Origin of the sequence: Dongia sp. (assembly GCF_041918875.1) — a bacterium.
In the GTDB taxonomy this organism is placed as follows: domain Bacteria; phylum Pseudomonadota; class Alphaproteobacteria; order Dongiales; family Dongiaceae; genus Dongia.
The window spans coordinates 273,356-293,781 of the sequence record NZ_JAYRUV010000003.1; the positions used below are offsets into that span (position 1 = coordinate 273,356).

Below are 20,426 nucleotides of genomic sequence, written 5' to 3' on the forward strand. Positions count from 1 at the left end.
CGATGCGGCAGCGCCGCAGCCTCTGGGGACGTGCCCTGCCGGCGGTGTGCGCCGCCGCCATCCTTTCCTTCGCCGGCTACGTTTCCGAGGCTTGGGCGCTTTCCGGCGATCCGACACCTCTTGGCGTGCCGCTGCCTGCGCCTGGGGCCACACAGCCGCCGGCGGGCGGCGAGATCGAAGCGGCACCCCTGCCGCCCGTTCAGCCGGCCCAGCCAGCCTCTCCGCCGCCGGCTCAGCTCCCTGGCGAGCAGCCCTTGCCTTCCGCGACACCGCTGCCGCCAGCCGATCCGGTCGCTGCATCGCCCGCATTGAGCGGCACCGGCTTGCTCAATGCCGGCAATGGCGGTCTCGGCGCGGATTTGTGGCGGACCTCCGAAGTGTCGCGGCTGATGGGCCTCGTGCCGAAATTGCCGGCGCCGGTCGGCGTGCCCAGCCTGGGCGACCTGCAGCGCCGGCTGCTGCTGACCGATGCGCCCAGCGCGGGTGCTGCCGGTCCGGTCGATCCCTTGATGCCGGGGCGGGCCGACAAGCTGCATCAGATGGGCTTCAACGATGCCGCGATGTCGCTGGGGCAGGGGACGCCCGCGGCGGGTCCGATGGATCCCCAGGAAGCCGTCGAAAAGGCGCTCCTGGCCAACGATACGAACGGGGCCTGCCAGCAGGTCGACAGCATCGCGGCGCGCGCCGAGGCGCCGGACCTCTTTTTCCGTCGCGCGGTCATATTCTGCCAGATCATGCGCGAGCAGAACGATCCGGCCTCATTAGGCCTCGATCTGCTGCGCGAACGCAACGATCCGGATCCGGCGACCAAGGATTTCATCGCACTTGCGGCACTCGCCAATGGCGAAACCAAGCGCGTGCCGAAGAATGTGGCCGTGCCGGACCCGCTGAATGTGGCGCTCATGAAGACGGTGGGCATGAAGGCGCCGGCCGCCATTGGCGCTGCGCAGATGGTGCCGGTCGGCACCGGCGGCAGCGTGATGATCGCGCGCGACGTCACGCGACCGCTGCCGGAACGCGTCGCTGCCGCCGAGCAGGCCTTTCGCTACGGCCTCATTCAGGACCGCGAACTGGGCGAGCTTTATCTGCAGATGCCGGCGGGCATCGCCGACCCGGCGACGGCGATCGGCATGAGCGATACGGTCGAATTGCGCGCGCAGCTTTATCAGGCCGCATATCGCGGCGGCATGCCGGCGCAGAAGGCGCGCATCGTCGACGCGGCGCTCAAGAAAGCGCGCCAGCGCGGCGACTATCTCAATCAGGCGCAGCTGTTTGGCCCGCTTGCCCGCGACATCGCGCCGGCGCGGGAACTCGCCTTCTTCGCGCCCGAGGCCGCGCGCCTGATGTTCGTCATCGGCCAAGCGGACAAAGGCGGCTACTGGCTGAACACGGTGGCGGCCAACCCCGGCGCCTTCCGAGGTGCCGGCGAGAAGGAAGGGCTCGATCTTCTCGGCCGGATCGCCGGCTTGCCCGGTTCCGGCGATCCGGTAGCGGCCTGGAGCAAGGCCAGTGGCACGGCCAATCCGCGCGTGGAGCTGCTCTATACATTGCTGGCCGGCCTCAATCAGCCCGTGGCATCGCCCGTTGCCGGCAATTTCCAGGCGGCACCGATCGTCGCACTCGGCTCGCCGGCTGCTGAGATCGTGGCCGCCGCCGCCGGCAAGCGCAAGGGCGAGGCGCTGACACTGAGCCTTATCGGCATCGGTGGCGACAAGGCGATCGCAGCCGATCCGGCAACTCTCGGCAGCGCCCTCCGTAGCATGATTGATCTGGGACTGGAGGCGGACGCGCGCCGCATTGCCCGCGAAATCGCCGTCCTCGCCGGGCTGTGAGCGCAGATCCGGCGCTGGGCGCCTTCTTTGAAATGCTGGGAGCGGAGCGCAATGCGGCGTCCAATACGCTGGCCGCCTATCGCCGCGATCTCGACGATCTGCTGCAGTTCCTGACGGCCCGGCGCAATGCCCTCGGTACGGCCAGTTCGGCGGATCTGCGCGCCTATCTGGGGTTCCTCGCCGATCGCGATCTTTCCCCACGTACCCAGGCGCGGCGGCTCTCCGCCCTGCGGCAATTCTATCGCTTTCTTGTCGAGGATGGCCGGCGAGGCGACGACCCGACCGCGGCGCTGGACGCGCCCAAGCTCGGCCGGCCATTGCCTAAGCTGTTGTCGGAACAGGAAATGGCATCCCTCATCGATATCTGCGGCAAGCTCGACGGCGCTGAAGGGGCGCGGCTCCTTGCCATGATCGAACTGCTCTATGCGACGGGTCTGCGGGTGAGCGAGCTGGTGCGCATGCCGATTGCCGCGATGATGCGCGATCAGCCGTTTCTCACGGTGCGCGGCAAAGGCGGGAAGGAGCGGCTGGTGCCGCTCAACCCGCCGGCCAAGGCGGCGGTCACCGCCTACCTGGCGCATCGGCAAAGCCATCTTGGAGAGCGTCCGAATTCGCCCTTTTTGTTCCCGTCGCGGGGCAAGGAGGGGCATCTCACGCGCCAGCGCTTCGGGCAGATGCTGAAGGAGATCGGTCTCAAGGCCGGGATCGATCCGGCACGAATCTCGCCCCATGTCCTGCGCCACGCCTTTGCCACGCATCTCCTCGACCATGGCGCGGACCTGCGCAGCCTGCAGAAGATGCTGGGCCATGCCGACATTGCCACCACGCAGATCTACACGCATGTACAGCAGGAACGGTTGAAATCCCTGGTGGAAACGCATCATCCGCTGGCCAAAGCGGCGAAATCCACATCTGGAAAGCGTAAAACTGCCCAGGAAAAGTAAATTGGCCAAAGCATGCCGCTCCCGGCGCAGGCATTGTGCAGCGCAAAGGCGAGGATTGACAGCAGCCCGGACCCCGGGCCAATAACAATCGCAACCATCTGGGCAGGAAGTGAAAACATGAGCTTCAAGATCGTCGACCAGGCACCCGCGCGTCTCAACCGCAGCGAACTCGCCGTTCCCGGCTCGCAGCCGCAGCTTTTCGAAAAGGCGGCGAAATCCGCCGCCGACGTGATCTTCCTCGATCTTGAGGATGCGGTGGCGCCCGACGACAAGGCACAGGCGCGCAAGAACATCATCCAGGCCCTTCACGACATCGACTGGGGCACCAAGCAGATGTCGGTGCGCATCAACGGTCTCGACACCCATTACATGTACCGCGACGTGGTGGACGTGATCGAACAGGGCGGCGAGCGCCTGGACCTCATCATGATTCCGAAGGTCGGCACGCCCGAGGATGTCTATGCCGTCGACATGCTGGTCACGCAATGCGAAGCGGCGGTCGGGCGCAAGAAGCGCATCGGCTTCGAGATGATCATCGAAACGGCGCTGGGCATGCAGAATGTGCACGCTATCTCCGCCGCCTCGAAGCGCAATGAGAGCCTGCATTTCGGCGTTGCCGACTATGCCGCCTCGACCAAGGCGAAGACCACCAATATCGGTGGCGCCAACCCTGCCTATTCGATCCTCACCGACAAGGATGCCGGCGGAAATCGCGACGTGCATTGGGGTGACATGTGGCACTATGCCGTCGCCCGCATGGTGGTTGCGGCGCGCGCCAACGGCCTGCGCCCCGTGGACGGTCCGTTTGGCGATTTCGGCGATGCCGACGGCTACAAGGCTGCCGGCGCCCGCGCCAATGTGCTGGGTTGCGAAGGCAAATGGGCGATCCACCCGTCGCAGGTGGCCCTTGCCAATGAGCTGTTCAGCCCGGCGGAAGCCGAGGTGAAGAAGGCCGAACGCATCATGGAAGCCATGGCCCAGGCTCAGAAAGAGGGCAAGGGCGCCGTCTCCCTCGACGGCCGCCTGATCGATTTGGCTTCTATCCGCCAGGCCGAGGTGCTACTTGCCAAGGCACGGCAGATTTCCGGCGCCAAATAAGCCGGCCACCGGGCAAGTTTCACCGGGCTAGTTACTGGGAGAGTTTTGCGAGAATGGCGACCTACCTCGAATTCGAGAAGCCGATTGCCGAGTTGGACGGCAAGATTGCCGAACTGAAGCATGTGGCCACTGGCGGCGACATCAACATCGCCGAAGAAGTCGCCAAGCTGCAGAGCAAGACTGAAAAGCTCCTGAAGCAGACCTATGCGAAACTCACGCCCTGGCAGAAGACGCTGGTGGCACGCCATCCCGAACGGCCCCATTTCCGCGATTATGTCGCGGCCCTGGTGACCGATTTCGTGCCGCTGGCGGGCGACCGCGCCTTCGCCGACGATCGTGCCATCCAGGGCGGCCTCGGTCGTTTCCGTGGCCGCCCGGTGGTGATCATGGGGCATGAGAAAGGCAACGACACGCAGAGCCGTGTTCGACACAATTTCGGCATGGCAAAGCCGGAGGGCTATCGCAAGGCGATCCGGTTGATGGAACTGGCGGAGCGATTCGAACTGCCGGTCGTGACATTGGTCGACACGCCGGGCGCCTATCCGGGCGTCGAGGCGGAAGCGCGCGGCCAGGCGGAAGCGATCGCGCGGTCGATCGAGACCTGCCTCAAGATCAAGGTGCCGCTGGTTTCGGCCATCATCGGCGAAGGCGGTTCGGGTGGTGCCATCGCGCTGGCCGCCGCCAATCACATCGTCATGCTGGAACATTCGGTCTATTCCGTGATCTCCCCGGAAGGCTGCGCTTCCATCCTGTGGCGCAGCGCCGAACAGGCCAAGGATGCGGCCGAGGCCCTGAAGCTCACCGCCGAGGATCTGAAGCAGCTCGGTGTCATTGACGAGATCGTCGCCGAGCCCCTGGGCGGGGCTCACCGTGCGCGCGGCGAAACGGCGACGCGTCTTGGCGATGCGGTCGAAGCAGCGCTGACCAAGTATGACAATCAATCCGGCGCCGACGTCCGCGCCGAACGGCGCCAGAAGTTCCTCGACATGGGACGGCAAGGTCTCAATGCCTAAATTCACGTGGCGCGCGGCGTTCACGCTGGCTGGGCTTGTCTTGGGAGCCGCCGCCAATGCTCAGGACGATGTATTCATGCCCGGCGTTATCGGGGTCGAGCAGGGCATGTCGGCGATCGATTTCGATTCCGCCCGCATGAGCTTTTTCAACCAGGCCGATGCGGATGGCGACCTGGCCCTCTCGCCCGAGGAAATGGAGCGGGCGATGACCCATGGCGGATCGTCCCTGTTCCAAGGCAGCGATCTCGACGGCAGCGGAACGATCAGCCTTGATGAATACATGCAGAGTGGCAACGATCTTTTCGTCCAGTTCGATACCGATGGCGATGGGGTCCTGAGTTCCGGAGAAATGTAGGCTCCGGCCAGGCGCCGGCGGTCTTTCCGCCCTGCGCAGGGTTCTTCCCGAAGCGCCGTGTAACGTCATGAAGGGGCTGCGAGGCAGCCTATCATGACGGAGTATCGGTAAATGAAAAATTCCAATCGTCTCATGCTGTTAGGCGGTGTCATCGGCCTGATGCTGAGCGCGGCCGTGCCGGCTGTCGCCGAGATGGGCCCATGGCCGAATGCCGACACGAACAATGACGGCGCGATCGACCGCGCCGAATTCGACGCCCAGCGCAAGACCCACTTCACGAGCGTCGACAGCAATGGCGATGGCTTTGCCACCGAGGCGGAGTTCAAGACCTTCTTCGATGCCCAGCATGCCAAGATGGAAGGCAAGCAGGGTGAAATGGGCGCCATGTTCCTCAAGCACTTCGACCAGAACAATGACGGCAAGGTGACGGAAGCCGAATGGCCGAAGAAGGGGCGCATGACTTTCGCCGAGATGGATGCGAACAAGGACGGGGTCGTGACCGCCGACGAACTGGGCAAGATGCGCAAGCCCCATGACGGCAAGGGCGGCCCCGATGGAAAGGACCACATGGCACGCCTCGACACCGACAAGGACGGCAAGGTCTCTGCCGCGGAGTGGAGCACCCAGGCCGAGAAGATCTTCGTGCGCCTTGACGATAACAAGGATGGCAAGATCGCCAAGGACGAAATGCCGCGGCATCACAAACGCTATGCGCCGAGTGGCGAAGGGCCGGTCCTGCCGTAACCCGATCCCTCTGGGGACTGGCAAGATGCTCAGTGACGTGGCCATAATCGCCGTTCATGAAGGCCCTGGTCGAAAGGCCAGGGCCGGAGCAACCGGAGTTGCCTTGATAGCGACAGTGCGCGATCGACAAGCGGCGAACGATCTGGAGCCTGGCGGCGACGATGACGATCGCCTGTTGCGAGGCGTTGCGGCGGGAGATCGGTCGGCCTTCGCGCGGCTGCGCGAACGGCATCTCAACCGCGTCTTCTCGCTGGCCCTGCGTGTGACCGGATCGCGCGCCGATGCCGAGGATGCGGCGCAGGAGGCCTTCACCCGGGCTTGGCGCAAGGCGGAGAAATGGCGCCCCGGCGAGGCGAAATTTTCGACCTGGCTTTACCGCGTGACGATGAATCTATGCATCGACGCGCGCCGCAAGCCGCGGGCGGAACAATTGGATCCGGATCTGCCCCTGGCCGATCCAAATCCGGGCGCAGAACTGCAGATGCTGAAGACGGAGCAGGAAGAGCAGGTACGCACCGCGATGGCGGATCTGCCCGAGCGACAGCGGGAAGCGATGGCACTCTGTTACACGCTTGGCCTTAGCAATGCGGAAGCGGCCGCGACGATGGAAATTACCGTGAAGGCATATGAATCACTTCTGGTGCGAGCCAAGCGCGATATCCGCGCCAGATTGGAAGGAACGGAGCGATGACTGGACGGATGCGGGATGAAGAGTTCGAAGCCCTGCTGGAATCCGCGCTCGGGGTCGAAGCGGCGCCGCCGGCACTGGCACGGCGTCTCGATCGCGCCGCGCCGCGCCGCGGTATCTGGCTGATGGCTCTGATGTCGCCGGCGCGGATGGCCGCCAGCGCGGCGCTCCTGTCGCTGCTGACGGGTTTTGTGCTGGGCTGGGGCAATGCCTCGGTGAGCGATGAGCAGGAGTTCGATGTGGTGGCGTCGATCTACACTGCCAACGATGTGGGGGAATACTGATGACGATTTCAGGCGCCAAGGCGAAATGGCTGCTGGCCGGTGCCATTGTCTCGATGTGTCTCAACCTGTTCCTGCTGGCCGGCATGGTCGCGGGCCGCATGCATGGACCCTGGGGCGGCCCCGAAGGCAAGGGCGGCATGGTGATAGCGACAGTTCCGCACGAACTGCGCCCGGTGATCCGTGAAAAATTGAAGGCACGCGGGCCGGCATTCAAGGAAGAGCGCGAAAAAATGCGCGCGTTGAACCTGCATGTGGCCGATGCACTGGCAACGGAACCGTTCGACAAGGCCAAGCTCGATGCAGCCTTGGATGAATTGGAGCAATCGGCTGGCCAATTGCTGCACCATGCCCAGGAGGGCCTGGCTGAAATCGCGGCTGAACTGACGCCCGAGCAGCGTAAACAATGGGCGGAAGGCTGGCGCAAGATGGGGCAGCGCCCCTAACACGCGGGTAAAAATCATGGCCGAGCCCGCTGTCATTGCTGCCAACAGGTTCGGGCTTGGCGCCAGGCCCGGCGAACTGGACAAGGTCCGGCGCGATCCGCGAGGCTGGCTGTCGCGGCAGATTGAAATAACGCCTGCTTCGCCCCCCGTTCTTCTGGCACGTCCGGGCATGGCGGAGATTGCCGCAAGCCTGCCGGGCGCGAAAGCCGTCAAAGACGGCGACGCCATGGCCAGGAAGAAACTGCGCGATAGTTTGCACTCGCTCTACCTTGCCGACGTAAGCGCGCAACTCAGCGTCCAGGTTGCAACGGAGACCGGCTTTCACGAGAGGCTGGTACAATTCTGGTTGAATCATTTCACCGTCTCGGGCACGCGGCGGCAAATTGTCGGTTTTGCCGGTGCATTCGAGCGCGAAGCCATACGGCCGCATGTGCTGGGCGGCTTCGGCGCCCTGCTGCGTGCGGCCGCCCTGCACCCGACGATGCTGCTCTATCTCGACAATGCGCGCTCGGTTGGACCCAATTCCAAGCTGGGCAACAAACGCGAAATAGGCCTCAACGAAAATCTCGCCCGCGAACTGATGGAATTGCATTCATTGGGTGTCGGCGGCGGTTATGGCCAGGACGATGTGCGGGCTCTGGCAAACATTCTGACTGGCTGGACCGTGTCGCGCGCCGGCTTGCCAGAGCGGCTCGCCAAGGGCGAAAGGGGCTCCGCCATCTTCGTTCCGGCCTTGCACGAACCCGGTCCGAAAACGCTGCTCGGCAGGACCTATGGCGAAGCCGGCGGCGAGGAGGCCGAAAGGGCGATTGCCGACCTTGCAAACCATCCGGCCACGGCCAAATTCATTGCAGCCAAGCTTGCGCGGCATTTCACGGCCGAAGCACCGTCAACCGATCTGACGGACGCTCTTGCGCGGGCCTATCTCGAGAGTGGCGGCCATCTGCCGGCCCTTTATCGGGTCTTGATCGAACGGCCGGACGCCTGGCGCGTGGGATCCGGCAAATTGCGCAGCCCCCACGAATGGGTAGTGGCCCTGCTGCGCGGCATCGGCCAGAAGGCCGATCTGCCGGGCGAACGTATTGTCGCCGCGATGAAGGCGTTAGGCCAGCAGCCGTTCTTTGCGCCGTCGCCGGCCGGTTGGCCCGATCGGGACGATGCATGGCTGTCACCCGAATCCCTGATGGCGCGGGTCGATTTCGCCCGCGTGTCGGCGACGCGCGCCGGGGATATCGATCCGTTACGCTTCGTGGCGGAGACCTTGGGCGGCCGGGTTGCAGAAGCCACAATGTTCCAGCTGCGCAATGCCGCGAACCGACCCGAGGGGCTGGCGCTCGCCATGCTGGCGCCCGAATTCCTGCGGAGATAAGCCATGCTGTCACGCCGCCAAATGATCGCACTCCCTGCCGCAGGGCTGTCGATGTCTCCTTTGCGGCTTGCCTTCGCCCGTGCCGACATGGAAGAGAGGCTGGTGGTCATCATGCTGCGCGGCGCCATGGATGGGCTGCATGCAGTACCGCCAGTGGCGGATCGCGACTATCGCCGCCTGCGCGGAGCGCTTGCCCTGCCGCAACCGGACGAGGCTGGCGGTACGCTGCCGCTGGATGGCAGATTCGCTTTGCACCCATCATTGACCGGCATCAAACAGCTCTACGACGCGGGCGAGGCAACGATCGTACATGCCGTGGCGACGCCCTACCGCGAGCGCTCGCATTTCGATGGGCAGGACCTGCTGGAGAATGGATCGCCGATGCCGCACGGAACGGCGGACGGTTGGCTCAACCGGGTTCTGCAGCTGCTGCCGGGCGGGAACGAGCGGCGGCTGGGATTGGCACTTGGCGCGGAGATTCCCATGCTGCTGCGTGGGCCCGTGGGTGTTGCGGCCTGGGCGCCGGATACCCTGCCGGCAGCCAGCGACGATTTCCTGGAGCGGGTCGCGGCAATGTATGCGCCGGTTCCCGATCTTTCCCGCACGCTCGATGCAGCATTGGCAATGCGGGCAATGATAGCTGGCGGCGGGATTCACGACAGGGCAGGCGGAAACGGGCGGCAGATTACCGTACTGGCGGATGTCGCCGGTCGGATGCTGTCGCAAGCCGATGGGCCACGTATTGCGGTAATGGATGTACCCGGCTGGGACACGCATAGCGGCCAGGGCCTGGCAAAGGGGCGGATGGCACTCGCCCTCAGCCAGCTCGACATGGCGGTTGCCGCCTTGCGGGAAGCGCTGGGGCTTCATTGGCGAAGGACGGCCGTGCTTACACTGACCGAATTCGGCCGGACGGCCGTGCCGAACGGTTCCGGCGGTACCGATCATGGCACCGCTTCCGCGACTTTCCTGCTGGGTGGCGCAGTGGCCGGGGGACGTGTCTGCGGCGACTGGCCGGGTCTTGCCGAGGCACAGCTCTATCAGGGACGCGATCTTGCGCCGGCGAGCGATCTGCGTGACGTCATTGCCGGCGTGCTGATTCCGCATCTGGGCTTGACGCAAGCGCAGCTCGGTACGGTCTTCCCCGATGCAGATCTTACGCCAATGAAGGGGCTTATGCGTGCCTAGCCGCTATTCGGCTGCCTGGTGATGCGTCGCGGCGGCTGGCGGCGCCTCGAACTTGGCCAGCAAGGCCGCACGCTGCGAAGCCGCCCGGGCGATTGCCGCCTCCTTCACATGGCCGAAACCGCGGACCTGCTCTGGCAATGAGGCGAGTGCCACGGCCGTGGCATGGTTGGCGGCTGTGAGCTTGCCGATCAGGGCATCCATGAGTTCTTCATAGTCGGCGATCATCTGGCGTTCGGCCCGGCGTTCCTCGCTGCGGCCGAATATGTCGAACGCCGTGCCGCGCAGGCCTTTGAACCGCGCCAGCAGACGAAAGACCCACATCGTGCCGGGGCCGAATTCCTGTTTCCCGAGATGACCGGTCACGGGGTCGCGCCTGGTCATCAACGGCGGCGCCAGATGAAAATGCAGCTTGAAGTCGCCGTCGAAGCGGTCGCGAATGTCCTGGACGAAACGGCCATCGGTGTAGAGCCGGGCCACTTCATATTCGTCCTTATAGGCAAGCAGCTTGGCATAGTTCAAGGCGACCGCCTTGGCGAGTGCATCGCCGCTCGCCACGACCTTCTGCTCGGCCAGGAGGACGCGGTCGACAAGCGCCCGATAGCGGTCGGCCAGCGCGGCGTTCTGGTACTCGCTCAGGTGCCGACGGCGATGGGCCACGATGTCGGACAGGCTGTCCGGCAGCGGCGCCTCCTCATGCGAGGGCGCGATGGCGCGTTCCGCCACGCCGAGATCGAGCGCCGCCTGGCGGCCCCAGGCGAAAGCCTGGCGGTTGGCGTCGACCGCGACGGCATTGAGCTCGATCGCCCGTTCGATGGCAATGGCGCTCACTGGAACGAGGCCGCGCTGATAGGCGTAGCCCAGCATGAATAGATTGGTGGCGATGGAATCGCCCAGCAGCGCCGTGGCGATGCGGGTGGCGTCGATGAATTCGATGGCGTCGGCGCCGACCGCCTTGGCGAGAATCCGTTTGAGATCGCCGGCCGGGAAGTCCCAATCCGGATCGCGCGTGAAGTCGCCAGTGGCGATTTCGTGGGTGTTGACGAGCGCCTTGCTGCGTCCGACATCGAGCTTGGCCAATGCATCGAAGGAAGCGGAGACGACGATGTCGCAACCCAGCAGCAGGTCGGCATTGCCGGCGGCGATCCGGGTGGCAAAAATATCCTCCGGTCTGGCCGACAGGCGCACATGGCTGAACACGGCGCCACCTTTCTGCGCAAGTCCCGCCATGTCCATGACCGAACAGCCTTTGCCTTCGAGATGAGCCGCCATGCCGAGGAGGGCGCCGATGGTGACGATGCCGGTACCGCCGACGCCGGTGACGACGATATTGTAGGGGCGATCGAGCCTGGGCTGCGCCGGTTCGGGAAACTCCGCCGCGTCCAGCTTCTTCGGGTGCGGCTTGCGCAGGGATCCGCCATGGACCGTCACGAAACTGGGGCAGAATCCCTCGACGCAGGAAAAATCCTTGTTGCAGCTCGACTGGTCGATCTGCCGCTTGCGGCCGAAGGCGGTTTCGGCCGGCGCGATGGCGACGCAGTTCGAGACCCTGCCGCAATCGCCGCATCCCTCGCAGACACGTTCGTTGATGAAGGCGCGCTTGGGCGGATCGACCATCAGCTTGCGCTTGCGGCGGCGGCGCTTTTCGGCAGCGCAGGTCTGGTCGAAGATCAGGACGGTGACCCCCGGCATCTTGCGCAAGGTCCGCTGCACGGCATCCAGGCGGTCGCGATGATCTATGCTCGTTCCTGTCGGAAACTGATTGTTCGGACCGTATTTCCCCGGCTCATCGCTCAGAACGGCGATGTGGCCGACGCCTTCGGCCGCCACCTGGTTCGCCACCATGGCGACCGTGAGCGGTCCGTCCATCGGCTGGCCGCCGGTCATGGCGACGGCATCGTTGAACAGGATCTTGAAGGTGATGTTGACCTTGGCCGCGATCGCCGCGCGGATGGCGAGCAGGCCGGAATGGTAATATGTGCCGTCGCCCATGTTCTGAAAGACATGCTCGGTCTTGGAAAACGGCGCGCGGCCGATCCAGGTAGCCCCTTCGCCGCCCATCTGGGTGAAGGTCGTCGTGTTGCGGTCCATCCACTGCGACATGAAATGGCAGCCGATGCCGGCCAGGGCCATGCTGCCCTCCGGCACCTTGGTCGAGCTGTTATGCGGGCAGCCGGCGCAGAAATAGGCGATGCGCCTGATGGGTGGGTTGAATCCCTTCAGCGCGGCGTCCTTGGCATCGAGGAACTTCAGCCGCTCGACGATGCGCGGGCTGGTCAGGTAGCGCTCGATCCGTTTCGCGATGACGCGGGCAATGCGTGCCGGCGTCAGTTCGTCGGCGGAAGGCAAGATCCATTCGCCGCTTTCGTCGAACTTGCCGATGACGCGCGGGCGGACATTTTCGTTCCAGTTGTAGAGCTGTTCCTTAAGTTGGTTTTCGATGAGGGCGCGCTTCTCCTCGACCACCAGGATTTCCTCGAGCCCTTCGGCGAAATGGCGGATGCCGTCGCGCTCCAACGGCCAGGTCATGCCGACCTTGTAGAGAGAGAGGCCGATTTCGCGCGCGTAATCCTCGTCGATACCGAGATCGTCCAGCGCCTGGCGCACGTCGAGATAGGATTTTCCGCAAGTAACGATGCCGAAGCGGCGCTTGGGCCCATCGATGATCGCCCGGTTGAGGTTGTTGGCACGAGCATAAGCGAGGGCGGCATAGAGCTTGTGCTTGTGGAGCCGCATCTCCTGTTCCAGCGCCTGGGCCGTGGCGAAGGGCGAGGCGGGGAGGCGTATGTTGAGCCCCCCTTCGGGCATCTCGAAATCGGTCGGGATGGTGACGGCGAAGCGGTCCGGATCGAGCGAGACGGAACCTGAGCTTTCGGCGGTATCCGCCACCACTTTCATCGCCACCCAGCAGCCGGAATAACGCGACATGGCCCAGCCATGGAGGCCGTAATCGAGGATTTCCTGCACGCCGGAAGGGTTGAGGACGGGAATCCCCGCATCCATGAACGCATATTCGCTTTGATGCGCGGTCGTCGAGGATTTGCAGGTGTGATCGTCGCCAGCCAGGAGCAGCACGCCACCATGCCTGGCCGAGCCCGCGAGGTTGCCGTGGCGCAGGACATCGCCGCTGCGGTCCACGCCGGGGCCCTTGGCGTACCACATGGCAAAGACGCCGTCATATTTGCTGTCGCCGAACAGGTCGGTCTGCTGGCTGCCCCAGATCGCGGTCGCGGCAAGGTCTTCATTCACGCCCGGCTGGAAGTGGATGTGGTGCCGGTCGAGGAAGGACTGGGCATGCGTCAGGGCGAGGTCGACGCCGCCCAAGGGCGAGCCGCGATAGCCGGTGACATAGCAGGCGGTGTTGAGCTTGGCCCGCTCGTCGCGCCGACGCTGCATCATCGGGAGCCGGACCAGGGCCTGCAGGCCCGTGAGGTACACGCGGCCGGTATCGATTTCATATTTGTCGTCGAGCGAGACGGCGGCAAGCTTGGTCAAGGGCGGCGGCTCCCGAACTGGCGGTCCAACTTACGCCGACGATCATCCGATTCAGCGTTCTTGTCCAGTGACTTGGGCCGGTCTTCCGCAGTAAGACCGATTTTGTCGCCGCCCTGCATCATGCTAGCCTGAAATTGCGCCAGCCGCCGGGCAAGGCGCACGACTATTGTTGCTGCGGCGCGGCGAAGACGAAACGGAGAGCGAAACTCCCATGGCCCAAAGGATGAGATCGCGCCGCGCCGGCTTCCGCTCGCATGTGAAGGGGCGCCTTCGTTTGCTGGCCGGATTGACCGCCGGCCTCGTCGCCTATCCCCTGTTCAGCCTCCTCAATGCCGGCGCCGCCCTGTCGCTGGCTCTGGCCTGGGATGTCGGCAGCGCCGTCTATCTGGCGCTTTCCTGCGTCATGATGTTCCGCTCCACGCCCGCGCACATTGCCCAACGCGCCCGCGAACTCGACATCAGCCTTGGCGAGATTGTGCTGCTGACGCTGGCGGCGGTTGGCTTTTCTCTTTTTGCCGCGGCACGCGTGCTGGGCGAAGCGACGGGCCGGAGCGACATGGCGGCGCTGCTCCATTCCGGTGCCGGAATCGCCACCATCATGCTGTCATGGTTCATGGTGCACATGCTGTTTTCGATCCATTACGCCCACGAATTCTATGTTGAAAAGGCCAGCCAAGAGAGGAAGGCGTTGGGCGGTCTCAATTTTCCGGGGAGAGGCGCGCCTGACTACTGGGACTTTCTATACTTCGCTGCCGTGGTGGCAATGACCTGTCAGGTCTCCGATGTCACCATCGACCGGCGCGAGATGCGCCATCTGGTGACGGCCCATGGCATCATCAGCTTCTTCCTCAATACGGTGATCGTGGCCTTGGCCGTCAGTATCGCCGCCAATCTGATCTGAGGAATTTCCGTTCATGAAAGCGCGCGACCATTTCCTGACCAATTCGCTGGACGATCTGCTGGCTCCCGGCGAAAGCGGCGACGGCTTTGCGCAGGCCAAGCGATTGCTGCAGCGGGTCGCATCCGAGGTGCCGGCCTATCGGCAGCTATTGCAGGAGGAGCGGGTTGATCCTGCCGGAATTCATCGCGCTGCCGATTTCGCCCTTCTTCCATTGCTCGACAAGGCCAACTATGTTCGCCGCTTCACCCACGAAGAGATGGTATTCGGCGGCGACCGTGGTCGGTGCGATTTCTACGCGGTCTCTTCTGGCTCGACCGGGGAGCCCACCTTCTGGCCACGCGCGGCGGCCGATGAATACCCGATCGCGGTACGCTTCGAACAGGTCTTCCGCGACATGTTCCGGGCGCATGAAAAACGGACTCTGGCCATTGTCTGCTTTGCCATGGGCACTTGGGTGGGCGGCATGTTCACCACCTTCTGCCTGCGCGCTGTCGCGGAAAAGGGCTACCGATTGATGATCGCTACTCCCGGGAACAAGCCGGACGAGATCCTGCGCATTGTCGAAAGGCTGGGGCCGGATTTCGAGCAGATTGTTCTGCTGGGCTATCCGCCGTTCCTCAAGGAAGTGATCGATGCCGGACGCGTGCGCGGACTCGATTGGGGCCGCTATCACCCACGCCTGGTGCTGGCGGGCGAAGTCTTCAGCGAAACCTGGCGCGAACTGATGGCGGAACGGGCGGGGGTCGAGGACTTGATCCACTTTTCCGCCTCCCTCTATGGCACGGCGGATGCCGGCGTGCTGGCGCAGGAGACGCCGCTCTCCGTTGCCATCCGCCGATTCTTGAGCAAGAGGCCCGATCTGGCACTGGAGATTTTCGGTGACACGCGCCTGCCGACCTTGTGCCAATACGATCCGACCAGCCGGTATTTCGAAACGGTGGACGGCACGCTGGCCTTCAGCGGCGACAATGGCGTGCCCTTGGTTCGCTATCACATCGCCGACCGCGGCGGCATCCTCGCCCATGCCGACATGATGACGCGGCTTGGCGCAGCCGGCTTCGATGCCAGCCTGATCCCGCAGTATCGCCGCCAGCCCTTCGTCTGGGTGTTCGGCCGCGCCAATTTCACCATTTCTTATTTTGGTGCCAACATATTTCCGGAGACGGTGAGCCTTGCCCTCGAACAGCCTAGTGTGCGCGGTTTCGTCACCGGCAAGTTCGTGATGCAAGTGACGGAAGGATTGAGTGACAGGCCAGCTTTCGCGCTGGCCGTGGAACTGGCGCAAGGCGTCGCGGCCTCGGACGCAATTGCGGAGACAGTCGCGCAGATCGTGCTCGGTAGCTTGCGCGAATTCAACAGCGAGTTTGCGAACTATGTGCCGGCCGACCTGCAGCGCCCGATCGTGGCGCTTTATCCGCAAGGCGATCCGAATTACTTTCCGGTCGGGGTCAAGCATCGATACAGTCGGTAGGACGAGGGCGCCAGAATGTACGATGGCACCGGTCAGATGAAGCCGCCAATCCAACTCGTACTGCATCGCAGCGGCATATTCAGGGGAATATGCCGCACGTTAGCTTCTCTCATACATCCTCGCGATCGCCGCGCCCCACTTGTCGCGGATTTTGTGGCGTTTGATCTTCATGCTGGGTGTGAGCATGCCGTTGTCGATGGTGAAGCCTTCCGGCAGCAGGGTGTAGCGGCGGATTTTTTCCAGCGGCGATAGGCTGGCATTCACGCGGTCTATGACGGAACCCAGCACCTTGTGAAAGATGGCGTTATCGGCAAGCATGGCAAGACCACCGTCACTGCCATTCTTCGCCGCCCATTCGCGCGCGAATTCCTCGTCCGGCACCACCAGAGCCACCAGATGCGGGTGCTTGTCGCCATGCACCATAGCCTGGGCAATTTCCGGCTGCAGGACAAGAAATCCTTCGACCCGGGCCGGGGAGACATTGTCGCCGCCGGAGAGGACGATGATATCCTTCTTGCGGTCGGTGATCTTGAGATAGCCGTCTGCGTCGAACTCCCCGATATCTCCGGTATGCAGCCAACCATCGACCACGGCCTTGGCGCTCGATTCCGGGTCGCGCCAATATCCGCTCATGACGGCCTCACCCTTCACCAGTATTTCGCCATCCTCGGCGATGCGTGCCGTGAGGCCGTCGAAGATGGGGCCGACCGTGTCGATCTTGATCTTGCTGGGCATGTTGGCGCTGATGACCGGCGAGGCCTCGGTCTGGCCGTAACCCTGCAGCAGGCGCACGCCCAGGGCCAGGAAGAATACGCCGATCTCATAGTTGAGTGCGGCGCCGCCGGAGACGAAAGCCTTCAAATGCCCGCCGAAACGCTGCTGCACCTTCTTGCGTACCAGCACGTTACAGAGCTTGTCGAGCCAGGTTTCCGCGATGCTGAGGGAGCCGGGCTGTTCGTAGGCTTTCCGGCCCAGACGATAGGCAAGCCAGAATAGCTCTTGCCGCACCTTCGGCGCTTTGGAGAGACCGCGCAGAATCTTGGCGTGGACAGCTTCGTAGAGCCGTGGCACGGCGGTCATGATGGTGGGACGGACCTCGGCCATGTTGTCGACCAGGCGCTCGATGCTTTCGGCATACCAGATTTCCGCGCCGATCGAAATCGGCAGGAACTGACCGGCCGTATGCTCATATGAATGCGAGAGCGGCAGGAAGGAGAGGAAGCGGTCATTGCCGAGCCCCACGTCAAGCAGCAGCTTGTAGGCACCCTTGATATTGCAGAGGATGGAGCCGTGGCTCAGCATCACGCCCTTGGGTGTGCCGCCGGTGCCGGAGGTGTAGATGATGCAGCAGGTGTCGCTCCTCTTTTGCATGCCCAAGCGTCGTTCAATCTCGGCCGTCTGCGATTGCGCAGCCATCGCCTCCATCCAATCCCATTGCTGAAACGGCATTTGCGCTGCCTTGTCCTGGGCGTCCATGGCGATGGTGAATTTCAGTTCGGGTGCCTGGAATGCCGCCGGCAATAGCCGCGATGCGATCGTCCCACCGGAGTAGATGACCCCCTTCGCCCCACTGTGGGTGAGGATATGCCGATGATCTTCCGTGGTGTTGGTGGAGAAGGCGGGTACGGTGACCGCACCCGCGGTCATGATGGCGAGGTCCGCGATGAGCCATTCCGGGCGATTTTCGGCTACCAGGGCGACCCTGTCTCCGGGTTCGACACCCCGGGCGATGAGAAAGCCGGCAAGCGCTCTGACAAAGGCGGCGGTCACGCCCCAACTGCCCGGCCGCCACTGCCCTTCGGAACGGCGATAGGTCAGCGGTTTGTCGCCCAGTCCAGCCGCCTGGTCGAAGAACAGGCGCGGCAGGCTGGCAATACGGTCGTAATCCATGTGCTTGGCCGCTCCCCCGGCGGATAGTGGGCGCTTGGCGCGCCGCTCGGAATCCCCATATAAGGTGACCATGACGCAATCAAGAGCATGAGCGTGACAATTATGACTGCTGCACCTGCGAAGCCTGTTGAAAAACATGATCTGGGCACGTTGCCTAACTGGAATCTGGCTGATCTTTATGCCTCGACGGCCGATCCCGCGATCGAGCGCGATCTCAGATCGCTGGGATCCCAGTCGGGCGAGTTCAAACGCAAATATGAGGGGAAACTTTCCGGCCTCTCGGGTGCGGACATGCTGGTGGCGCTGCAGGATTACGAGAAAATGCAGGATTTGGCCGGTCGCGTGGGTTCCTATGCCCAGCTTGCCTATGCCGGCAACATGGCCGATCCGGAACTGGCGCGCTTCCAGCAGAATATTTCGGAACGCCTGAACCTCATTTCCGTGGAAACCCTGTTCTTCACGTTGGAGCTCAACAAGATCGACGATGCGACGCTGGACAAGCAACTGACACATCTGCCGCTGCAGCGCTATCAGCCATGGCTCGAAGCCGTGCGCGCATTCCGCCCGCATCAGCTCTCCGACGAAGTCGAGCGGCTGCTGCACGAGAAGTCCATCTCCGGACGCCAAGCCTGGAACCGCATGTTCGATGAGACGATGGCGGATCTGCGTTTCGAGGTCGACGGGCAGAAGCTTACCAGCAATGAGGTTCTCAACCTTCTGACCGACCGCGACGGTGGCAAGCGAAAATCGGCAGCGATGGCTTTGTCCAAAGGTTTGAAGGACAACCAGCGCATTTTCGCCCTGGTCACCAACACCTTGGCCAAGGATAAGGAGATTGAGGATAAGTGGCGCCAGTTCAAACGCCCTGTATCGTCGCGCAATCTCGCCAACCAGGTGGAAGATGAGGTGGTAGATGCGCTGGTGAAGGCGGTTAAGCAGAGTTATCCCAAGCTCAGCCACCGCTATTACAAACTCAAAGCCAAATGGATGGGCGTCGAAGCACTCGACTTCTGGGACCGCAACGCGCCTTTGCCGCGCGATGATGACCGCCTCATTCCGTGGGCGGAGGCGACCAAGAGCGTGCTGGATGCCTATCATGAATTCTCGCCGGAACTGGCGAATGTCGGCCGGCAGTTTTTCGAGAAGAACTGGATCGACGCTCCCTCGCGCCCCGGCAAGGATCCGGGGGCATTCGCGCATCCGACCGTACCGTCGGCGCATCCTTATCTGCTGCTGAACTATCATGGCCGTACGCGGGATGTCATGACCCTGGCGCATGAATTGGGGCACGGTGTGCACCAGGTGCTGGCGGGTCCGCAAGGCGCGCTGCTGGCCGACACACCGCTCACACTTGCGGAGACGGCTTCGGTCTTCGGCGAGATGCTGACCTTCCAATCGTTGCTCGCGCGTGAAAAGGAACCGGCCAAGCGCCGCATTCTGTTGGCGGGCAAGGTCGAGGACATGCTCAACACCGTCGTGCGCCAGATCGCCATGCACAATTTCGAAACCGTGCTGCATGACGAACGCCGCGCGGGCGAGTTGATGCCGGAACGTATCGCCGATATCTGGCTGGAGACCCAGCGGGAAGCCCTGGGCGACGGCGTGAAGCTGGATAAGGACAGCGCCTATGGAATCTACTGGTCCTATATTCCGCACTTCATCCATGTGCCGTTCTACGTCTACGCTTATGCCTTTGGCGATTGCCTGGTGAACTCGCTCTATGCGGTTTACCGCGATGCCGGTGCCGGCTTTGCCGGGAAGTATCTCGACATGCTGAAAGCAGGTGGCAGCAAGCGGCATAAGGAGCTGCTTGCTCCCTTCGGCCTCGATGCCGCGGATCCGGCCTTCTGGTCGAAAGGTCTCGGTGTCGTTTCCGGCTTCATCGACGAATTGGAGGCAATGTGAGCAAGCGGGCTTCCGTCCCGCGCGAATTCGAGGATCTGCTCACTCCGGCCGGCCGTCGAATCTTAAGCGGCTGCTCGGACATTTGCGGTGCCCTGGCAGATCCCAGGCGCCGTTTCCTCGCTCTCGACGGCATGGTGGCGAAAGGCAAAGCGGAAGCTCTGCGCCTTGTGCTCGAGGAATGTTTACGTCCGCTGCTCACACCCATGAGCGACCCGATTCCGCCGGAAACGATCTGGGAAATGGAGCATGACTACGAGGAATGGCTGCCCAAGACTGTGCGCGCAAGTACAGCCTATCTGGAGCGCAAGCGCGATGTCGCCTCGGTCCGCGCGCAGGAGCTCGGAATTGTGGATCTGCTGAAGTCGGAGAGCATGGCGGCCTTTGCCGAACAGCTCGCCGGACGCAGGCTCGACCGCAAGAGCGGGCAGCAGGTTCTTTGCTATGGCCCCGGCGACTATGCCGGACCGCACAACGACCATCACCCGGAAAACGCGCGAGCGGCGGGCGGCTATCTCGACCTCCATCTTTCCTTGGCGTCGCAGGCGGTCGATCATCAATTCCTGGTCTATGCCAAGGGCGGACACTTCACCGAGATGGTGCCGGTGAACGGGCTCGGCTTTCTCACCATCTATCGCTTGCCGTTTTGGCATTACACCACGCCGCTGCAGGCAAAGCCTGGCAAGGAAGATCGCGCGCGGCGCTGGGTGCTGCTGGCAACCTACCTTTACGCCAAAGAACCCAAGAAGAGATCGGCATAGATCGCGTCCCGCCGCTGCGCTAGCATCCGGGCCGATTTCAGAATCGGACAG

The 20,426-nt window shown here is 63.3% G+C and carries 17 protein-coding genes; 15 read left to right on the top strand and 2 right to left on the bottom strand.

The genetic code is table 11. The features are described from left to right. Positions 1 to 2: 2 nt before the first annotated feature. From ACE3TY_RS04960 to ACE3TY_RS05010, 11 genes are all read left to right on the top strand, one after another. Positions 3 to 1,832: a hypothetical protein gene (locus ACE3TY_RS04960; protein WP_374651445.1), complete on the top strand. Its 1,830-nt coding sequence runs from the start codon at positions 3 to 5 to the stop codon at positions 1,830 to 1,832. Then, complete coding sequence (gene xerD, locus ACE3TY_RS04965; RefSeq protein ID WP_374651447.1) at positions 1,829 to 2,776, top strand: site-specific tyrosine recombinase XerD; 948 nt, start codon at positions 1,829 to 1,831, stop codon at positions 2,774 to 2,776. The genes ACE3TY_RS04960 and xerD overlap by 4 nt, the downstream gene beginning before the upstream one ends. A gap of 117 nt (positions 2,777 to 2,893) precedes the next feature. Next, entirely contained in the window at positions 2,894 to 3,874 is a 981-nt protein-coding gene (locus tag ACE3TY_RS04970; protein WP_374651449.1) for a CoA ester lyase, read from the top strand. Positions 3,875 to 3,927: 53 nt separating this feature from the next. Next, entirely contained in the window at positions 3,928 to 4,887 is a 960-nt protein-coding gene (locus ACE3TY_RS04975; protein WP_374651451.1) for an acetyl-CoA carboxylase carboxyltransferase subunit alpha, read from the top strand. A gap of 76 nt (positions 4,888 to 4,963) precedes the next feature. Then, positions 4,964 to 5,242 (top strand): hypothetical protein, encoded by a 279-nt coding sequence (locus ACE3TY_RS04980; protein ID WP_374651453.1) that lies wholly within the window; start codon positions 4,964 to 4,966, stop codon positions 5,240 to 5,242. Between the two features lie 111 nt (positions 5,243 to 5,353). Continuing rightward, positions 5,354 to 5,986 (top strand): EF-hand domain-containing protein, encoded by a 633-nt coding sequence (locus ACE3TY_RS04985; protein WP_374651454.1) that lies wholly within the window; start codon positions 5,354 to 5,356, stop codon positions 5,984 to 5,986. A gap of 115 nt (positions 5,987 to 6,101) precedes the next feature. Next, the gene (locus ACE3TY_RS04990; RefSeq protein WP_374651456.1) at positions 6,102 to 6,677 is read left to right on the top strand and encodes an RNA polymerase sigma factor; all 576 of its coding nucleotides are present in this window, start codon (positions 6,102 to 6,104) and stop codon (positions 6,675 to 6,677) included. Further along, complete coding sequence (locus ACE3TY_RS04995) at positions 6,674 to 6,958, top strand: hypothetical protein (protein ID WP_374651458.1); 285 nt, start codon at positions 6,674 to 6,676, stop codon at positions 6,956 to 6,958. The genes ACE3TY_RS04990 and ACE3TY_RS04995 overlap by 4 nt, the downstream gene beginning before the upstream one ends. Continuing rightward, the gene (locus tag ACE3TY_RS05000) at positions 6,958 to 7,401 is read left to right on the top strand and encodes a periplasmic heavy metal sensor (protein WP_374651460.1); all 444 of its coding nucleotides are present in this window, start codon (positions 6,958 to 6,960) and stop codon (positions 7,399 to 7,401) included. Before ACE3TY_RS04995 ends, ACE3TY_RS05000 begins: the two co-directional genes overlap by 1 nt. Positions 7,402 to 7,417: 16 nt before the next feature. Beyond that, complete coding sequence (locus ACE3TY_RS05005) at positions 7,418 to 8,770, top strand: DUF1800 family protein (RefSeq protein WP_374651462.1); 1,353 nt, start codon at positions 7,418 to 7,420, stop codon at positions 8,768 to 8,770. A gap of 51 nt (positions 8,771 to 8,821) precedes the next feature. Continuing rightward, complete coding sequence (locus ACE3TY_RS05010) at positions 8,822 to 9,958, top strand: DUF1501 domain-containing protein (RefSeq protein ID WP_374651464.1); 1,137 nt, start codon at positions 8,822 to 8,824, stop codon at positions 9,956 to 9,958. Between the two features lie 3 nt (positions 9,959 to 9,961). Here the strand turns inward: ACE3TY_RS05010 and ACE3TY_RS05015 are convergent, their stop codons facing one another. After that, positions 9,962 to 13,450, bottom strand: coding sequence for an indolepyruvate ferredoxin oxidoreductase family protein (locus ACE3TY_RS05015; RefSeq protein ID WP_374651466.1), 3,489 nt, complete (start codon positions 13,448 to 13,450; stop codon positions 9,962 to 9,964). A 211-nt stretch (positions 13,451 to 13,661) separates the two neighbouring features. On the opposite strand from ACE3TY_RS05015, the gene ACE3TY_RS05020 reads away from it, so the two are divergent. Next, positions 13,662 to 14,351 carry a DUF1345 domain-containing protein gene (locus ACE3TY_RS05020; RefSeq protein WP_374651468.1) on the top strand — a complete coding sequence of 230 codons (690 nt, stop codon included), beginning with the start codon at positions 13,662 to 13,664 and terminating at the stop codon, positions 14,349 to 14,351. Between the two features lie 13 nt (positions 14,352 to 14,364). Further along, on the top strand, positions 14,365 to 15,822 hold the full coding sequence (locus ACE3TY_RS05025; RefSeq protein ID WP_374651470.1) for a phenylacetate--CoA ligase family protein: 1,458 nt from the start codon (positions 14,365 to 14,367) through the stop codon (positions 15,820 to 15,822). Between the two features lie 99 nt (positions 15,823 to 15,921). Here ACE3TY_RS05025 and ACE3TY_RS05030 read toward each other — a convergent pair whose 3' ends face one another. Further along, a complete protein-coding gene (locus ACE3TY_RS05030) occupies positions 15,922 to 17,712 on the bottom strand; it encodes a long-chain fatty acid--CoA ligase (protein ID WP_374651472.1) in 1,791 nt (596 codons plus the stop codon). Between the two features lie 102 nt (positions 17,713 to 17,814). Between ACE3TY_RS05030 and ACE3TY_RS05035 the strand changes: the two genes are divergently transcribed. Together ACE3TY_RS05035 and ACE3TY_RS05040 are read left to right on the top strand one after the other, a co-directional pair. Beyond that, on the top strand, positions 17,815 to 19,617 hold the full coding sequence (locus ACE3TY_RS05035; protein WP_374651473.1) for a M3 family oligoendopeptidase: 1,803 nt from the start codon (positions 17,815 to 17,817) through the stop codon (positions 19,615 to 19,617). Then, a complete protein-coding gene (locus ACE3TY_RS05040) occupies positions 19,614 to 20,375 on the top strand; it encodes a hypothetical protein (RefSeq protein WP_374651475.1) in 762 nt (253 codons plus the stop codon). Before ACE3TY_RS05035 ends, ACE3TY_RS05040 begins: the two co-directional genes overlap by 4 nt. Positions 20,376 to 20,426 lie beyond the last annotated feature (51 nt).

Bases quoted from the DNA above. Each gene is read 5' to 3' on its own strand.
- ACE3TY_RS04960 (WP_374651445.1), top strand. From the start codon at position 3: ATGCGGCAGCGCCGCAGCCTCTGGGGACGTGCCCTGCCGGCGGTGTGC.
- ACE3TY_RS04970 (WP_374651449.1), top strand. From the start codon at position 2,894: ATGAGCTTCAAGATCGTCGACCAGGCACCCGCGCGTCTCAACCGCAGC.
- ACE3TY_RS04975 (WP_374651451.1), top strand. From the start codon at position 3,928: ATGGCGACCTACCTCGAATTCGAGAAGCCGATTGCCGAGTTGGACGGC.
- ACE3TY_RS04980 (WP_374651453.1), top strand. From the start codon at position 4,964: ATGCCCGGCGTTATCGGGGTCGAGCAGGGCATGTCGGCGATCGATTTC.
- ACE3TY_RS04985 (WP_374651454.1), top strand. From the start codon at position 5,354: ATGAAAAATTCCAATCGTCTCATGCTGTTAGGCGGTGTCATCGGCCTG.
- ACE3TY_RS04995 (WP_374651458.1), top strand. From the start codon at position 6,674: ATGACTGGACGGATGCGGGATGAAGAGTTCGAAGCCCTGCTGGAATCC.
- ACE3TY_RS05000 (WP_374651460.1), top strand. From the start codon at position 6,958: ATGACGATTTCAGGCGCCAAGGCGAAATGGCTGCTGGCCGGTGCCATT.
- ACE3TY_RS05005 (WP_374651462.1), top strand. From the start codon at position 7,418: ATGGCCGAGCCCGCTGTCATTGCTGCCAACAGGTTCGGGCTTGGCGCC.
- ACE3TY_RS05010 (WP_374651464.1), top strand. From the start codon at position 8,822: ATGTCTCCTTTGCGGCTTGCCTTCGCCCGTGCCGACATGGAAGAGAGG.
- ACE3TY_RS05020 (WP_374651468.1), top strand. From the start codon at position 13,662: ATGGCCCAAAGGATGAGATCGCGCCGCGCCGGCTTCCGCTCGCATGTG.
- ACE3TY_RS05025 (WP_374651470.1), top strand. From the start codon at position 14,365: ATGAAAGCGCGCGACCATTTCCTGACCAATTCGCTGGACGATCTGCTG.
- ACE3TY_RS05030 (WP_374651472.1), bottom strand. From the start codon at position 17,712: ATGGATTACGACCGTATTGCCAGCCTGCCGCGCCTGTTCTTCGACCAG.
- ACE3TY_RS05035 (WP_374651473.1), top strand. From the start codon at position 17,815: ATGACTGCTGCACCTGCGAAGCCTGTTGAAAAACATGATCTGGGCACG.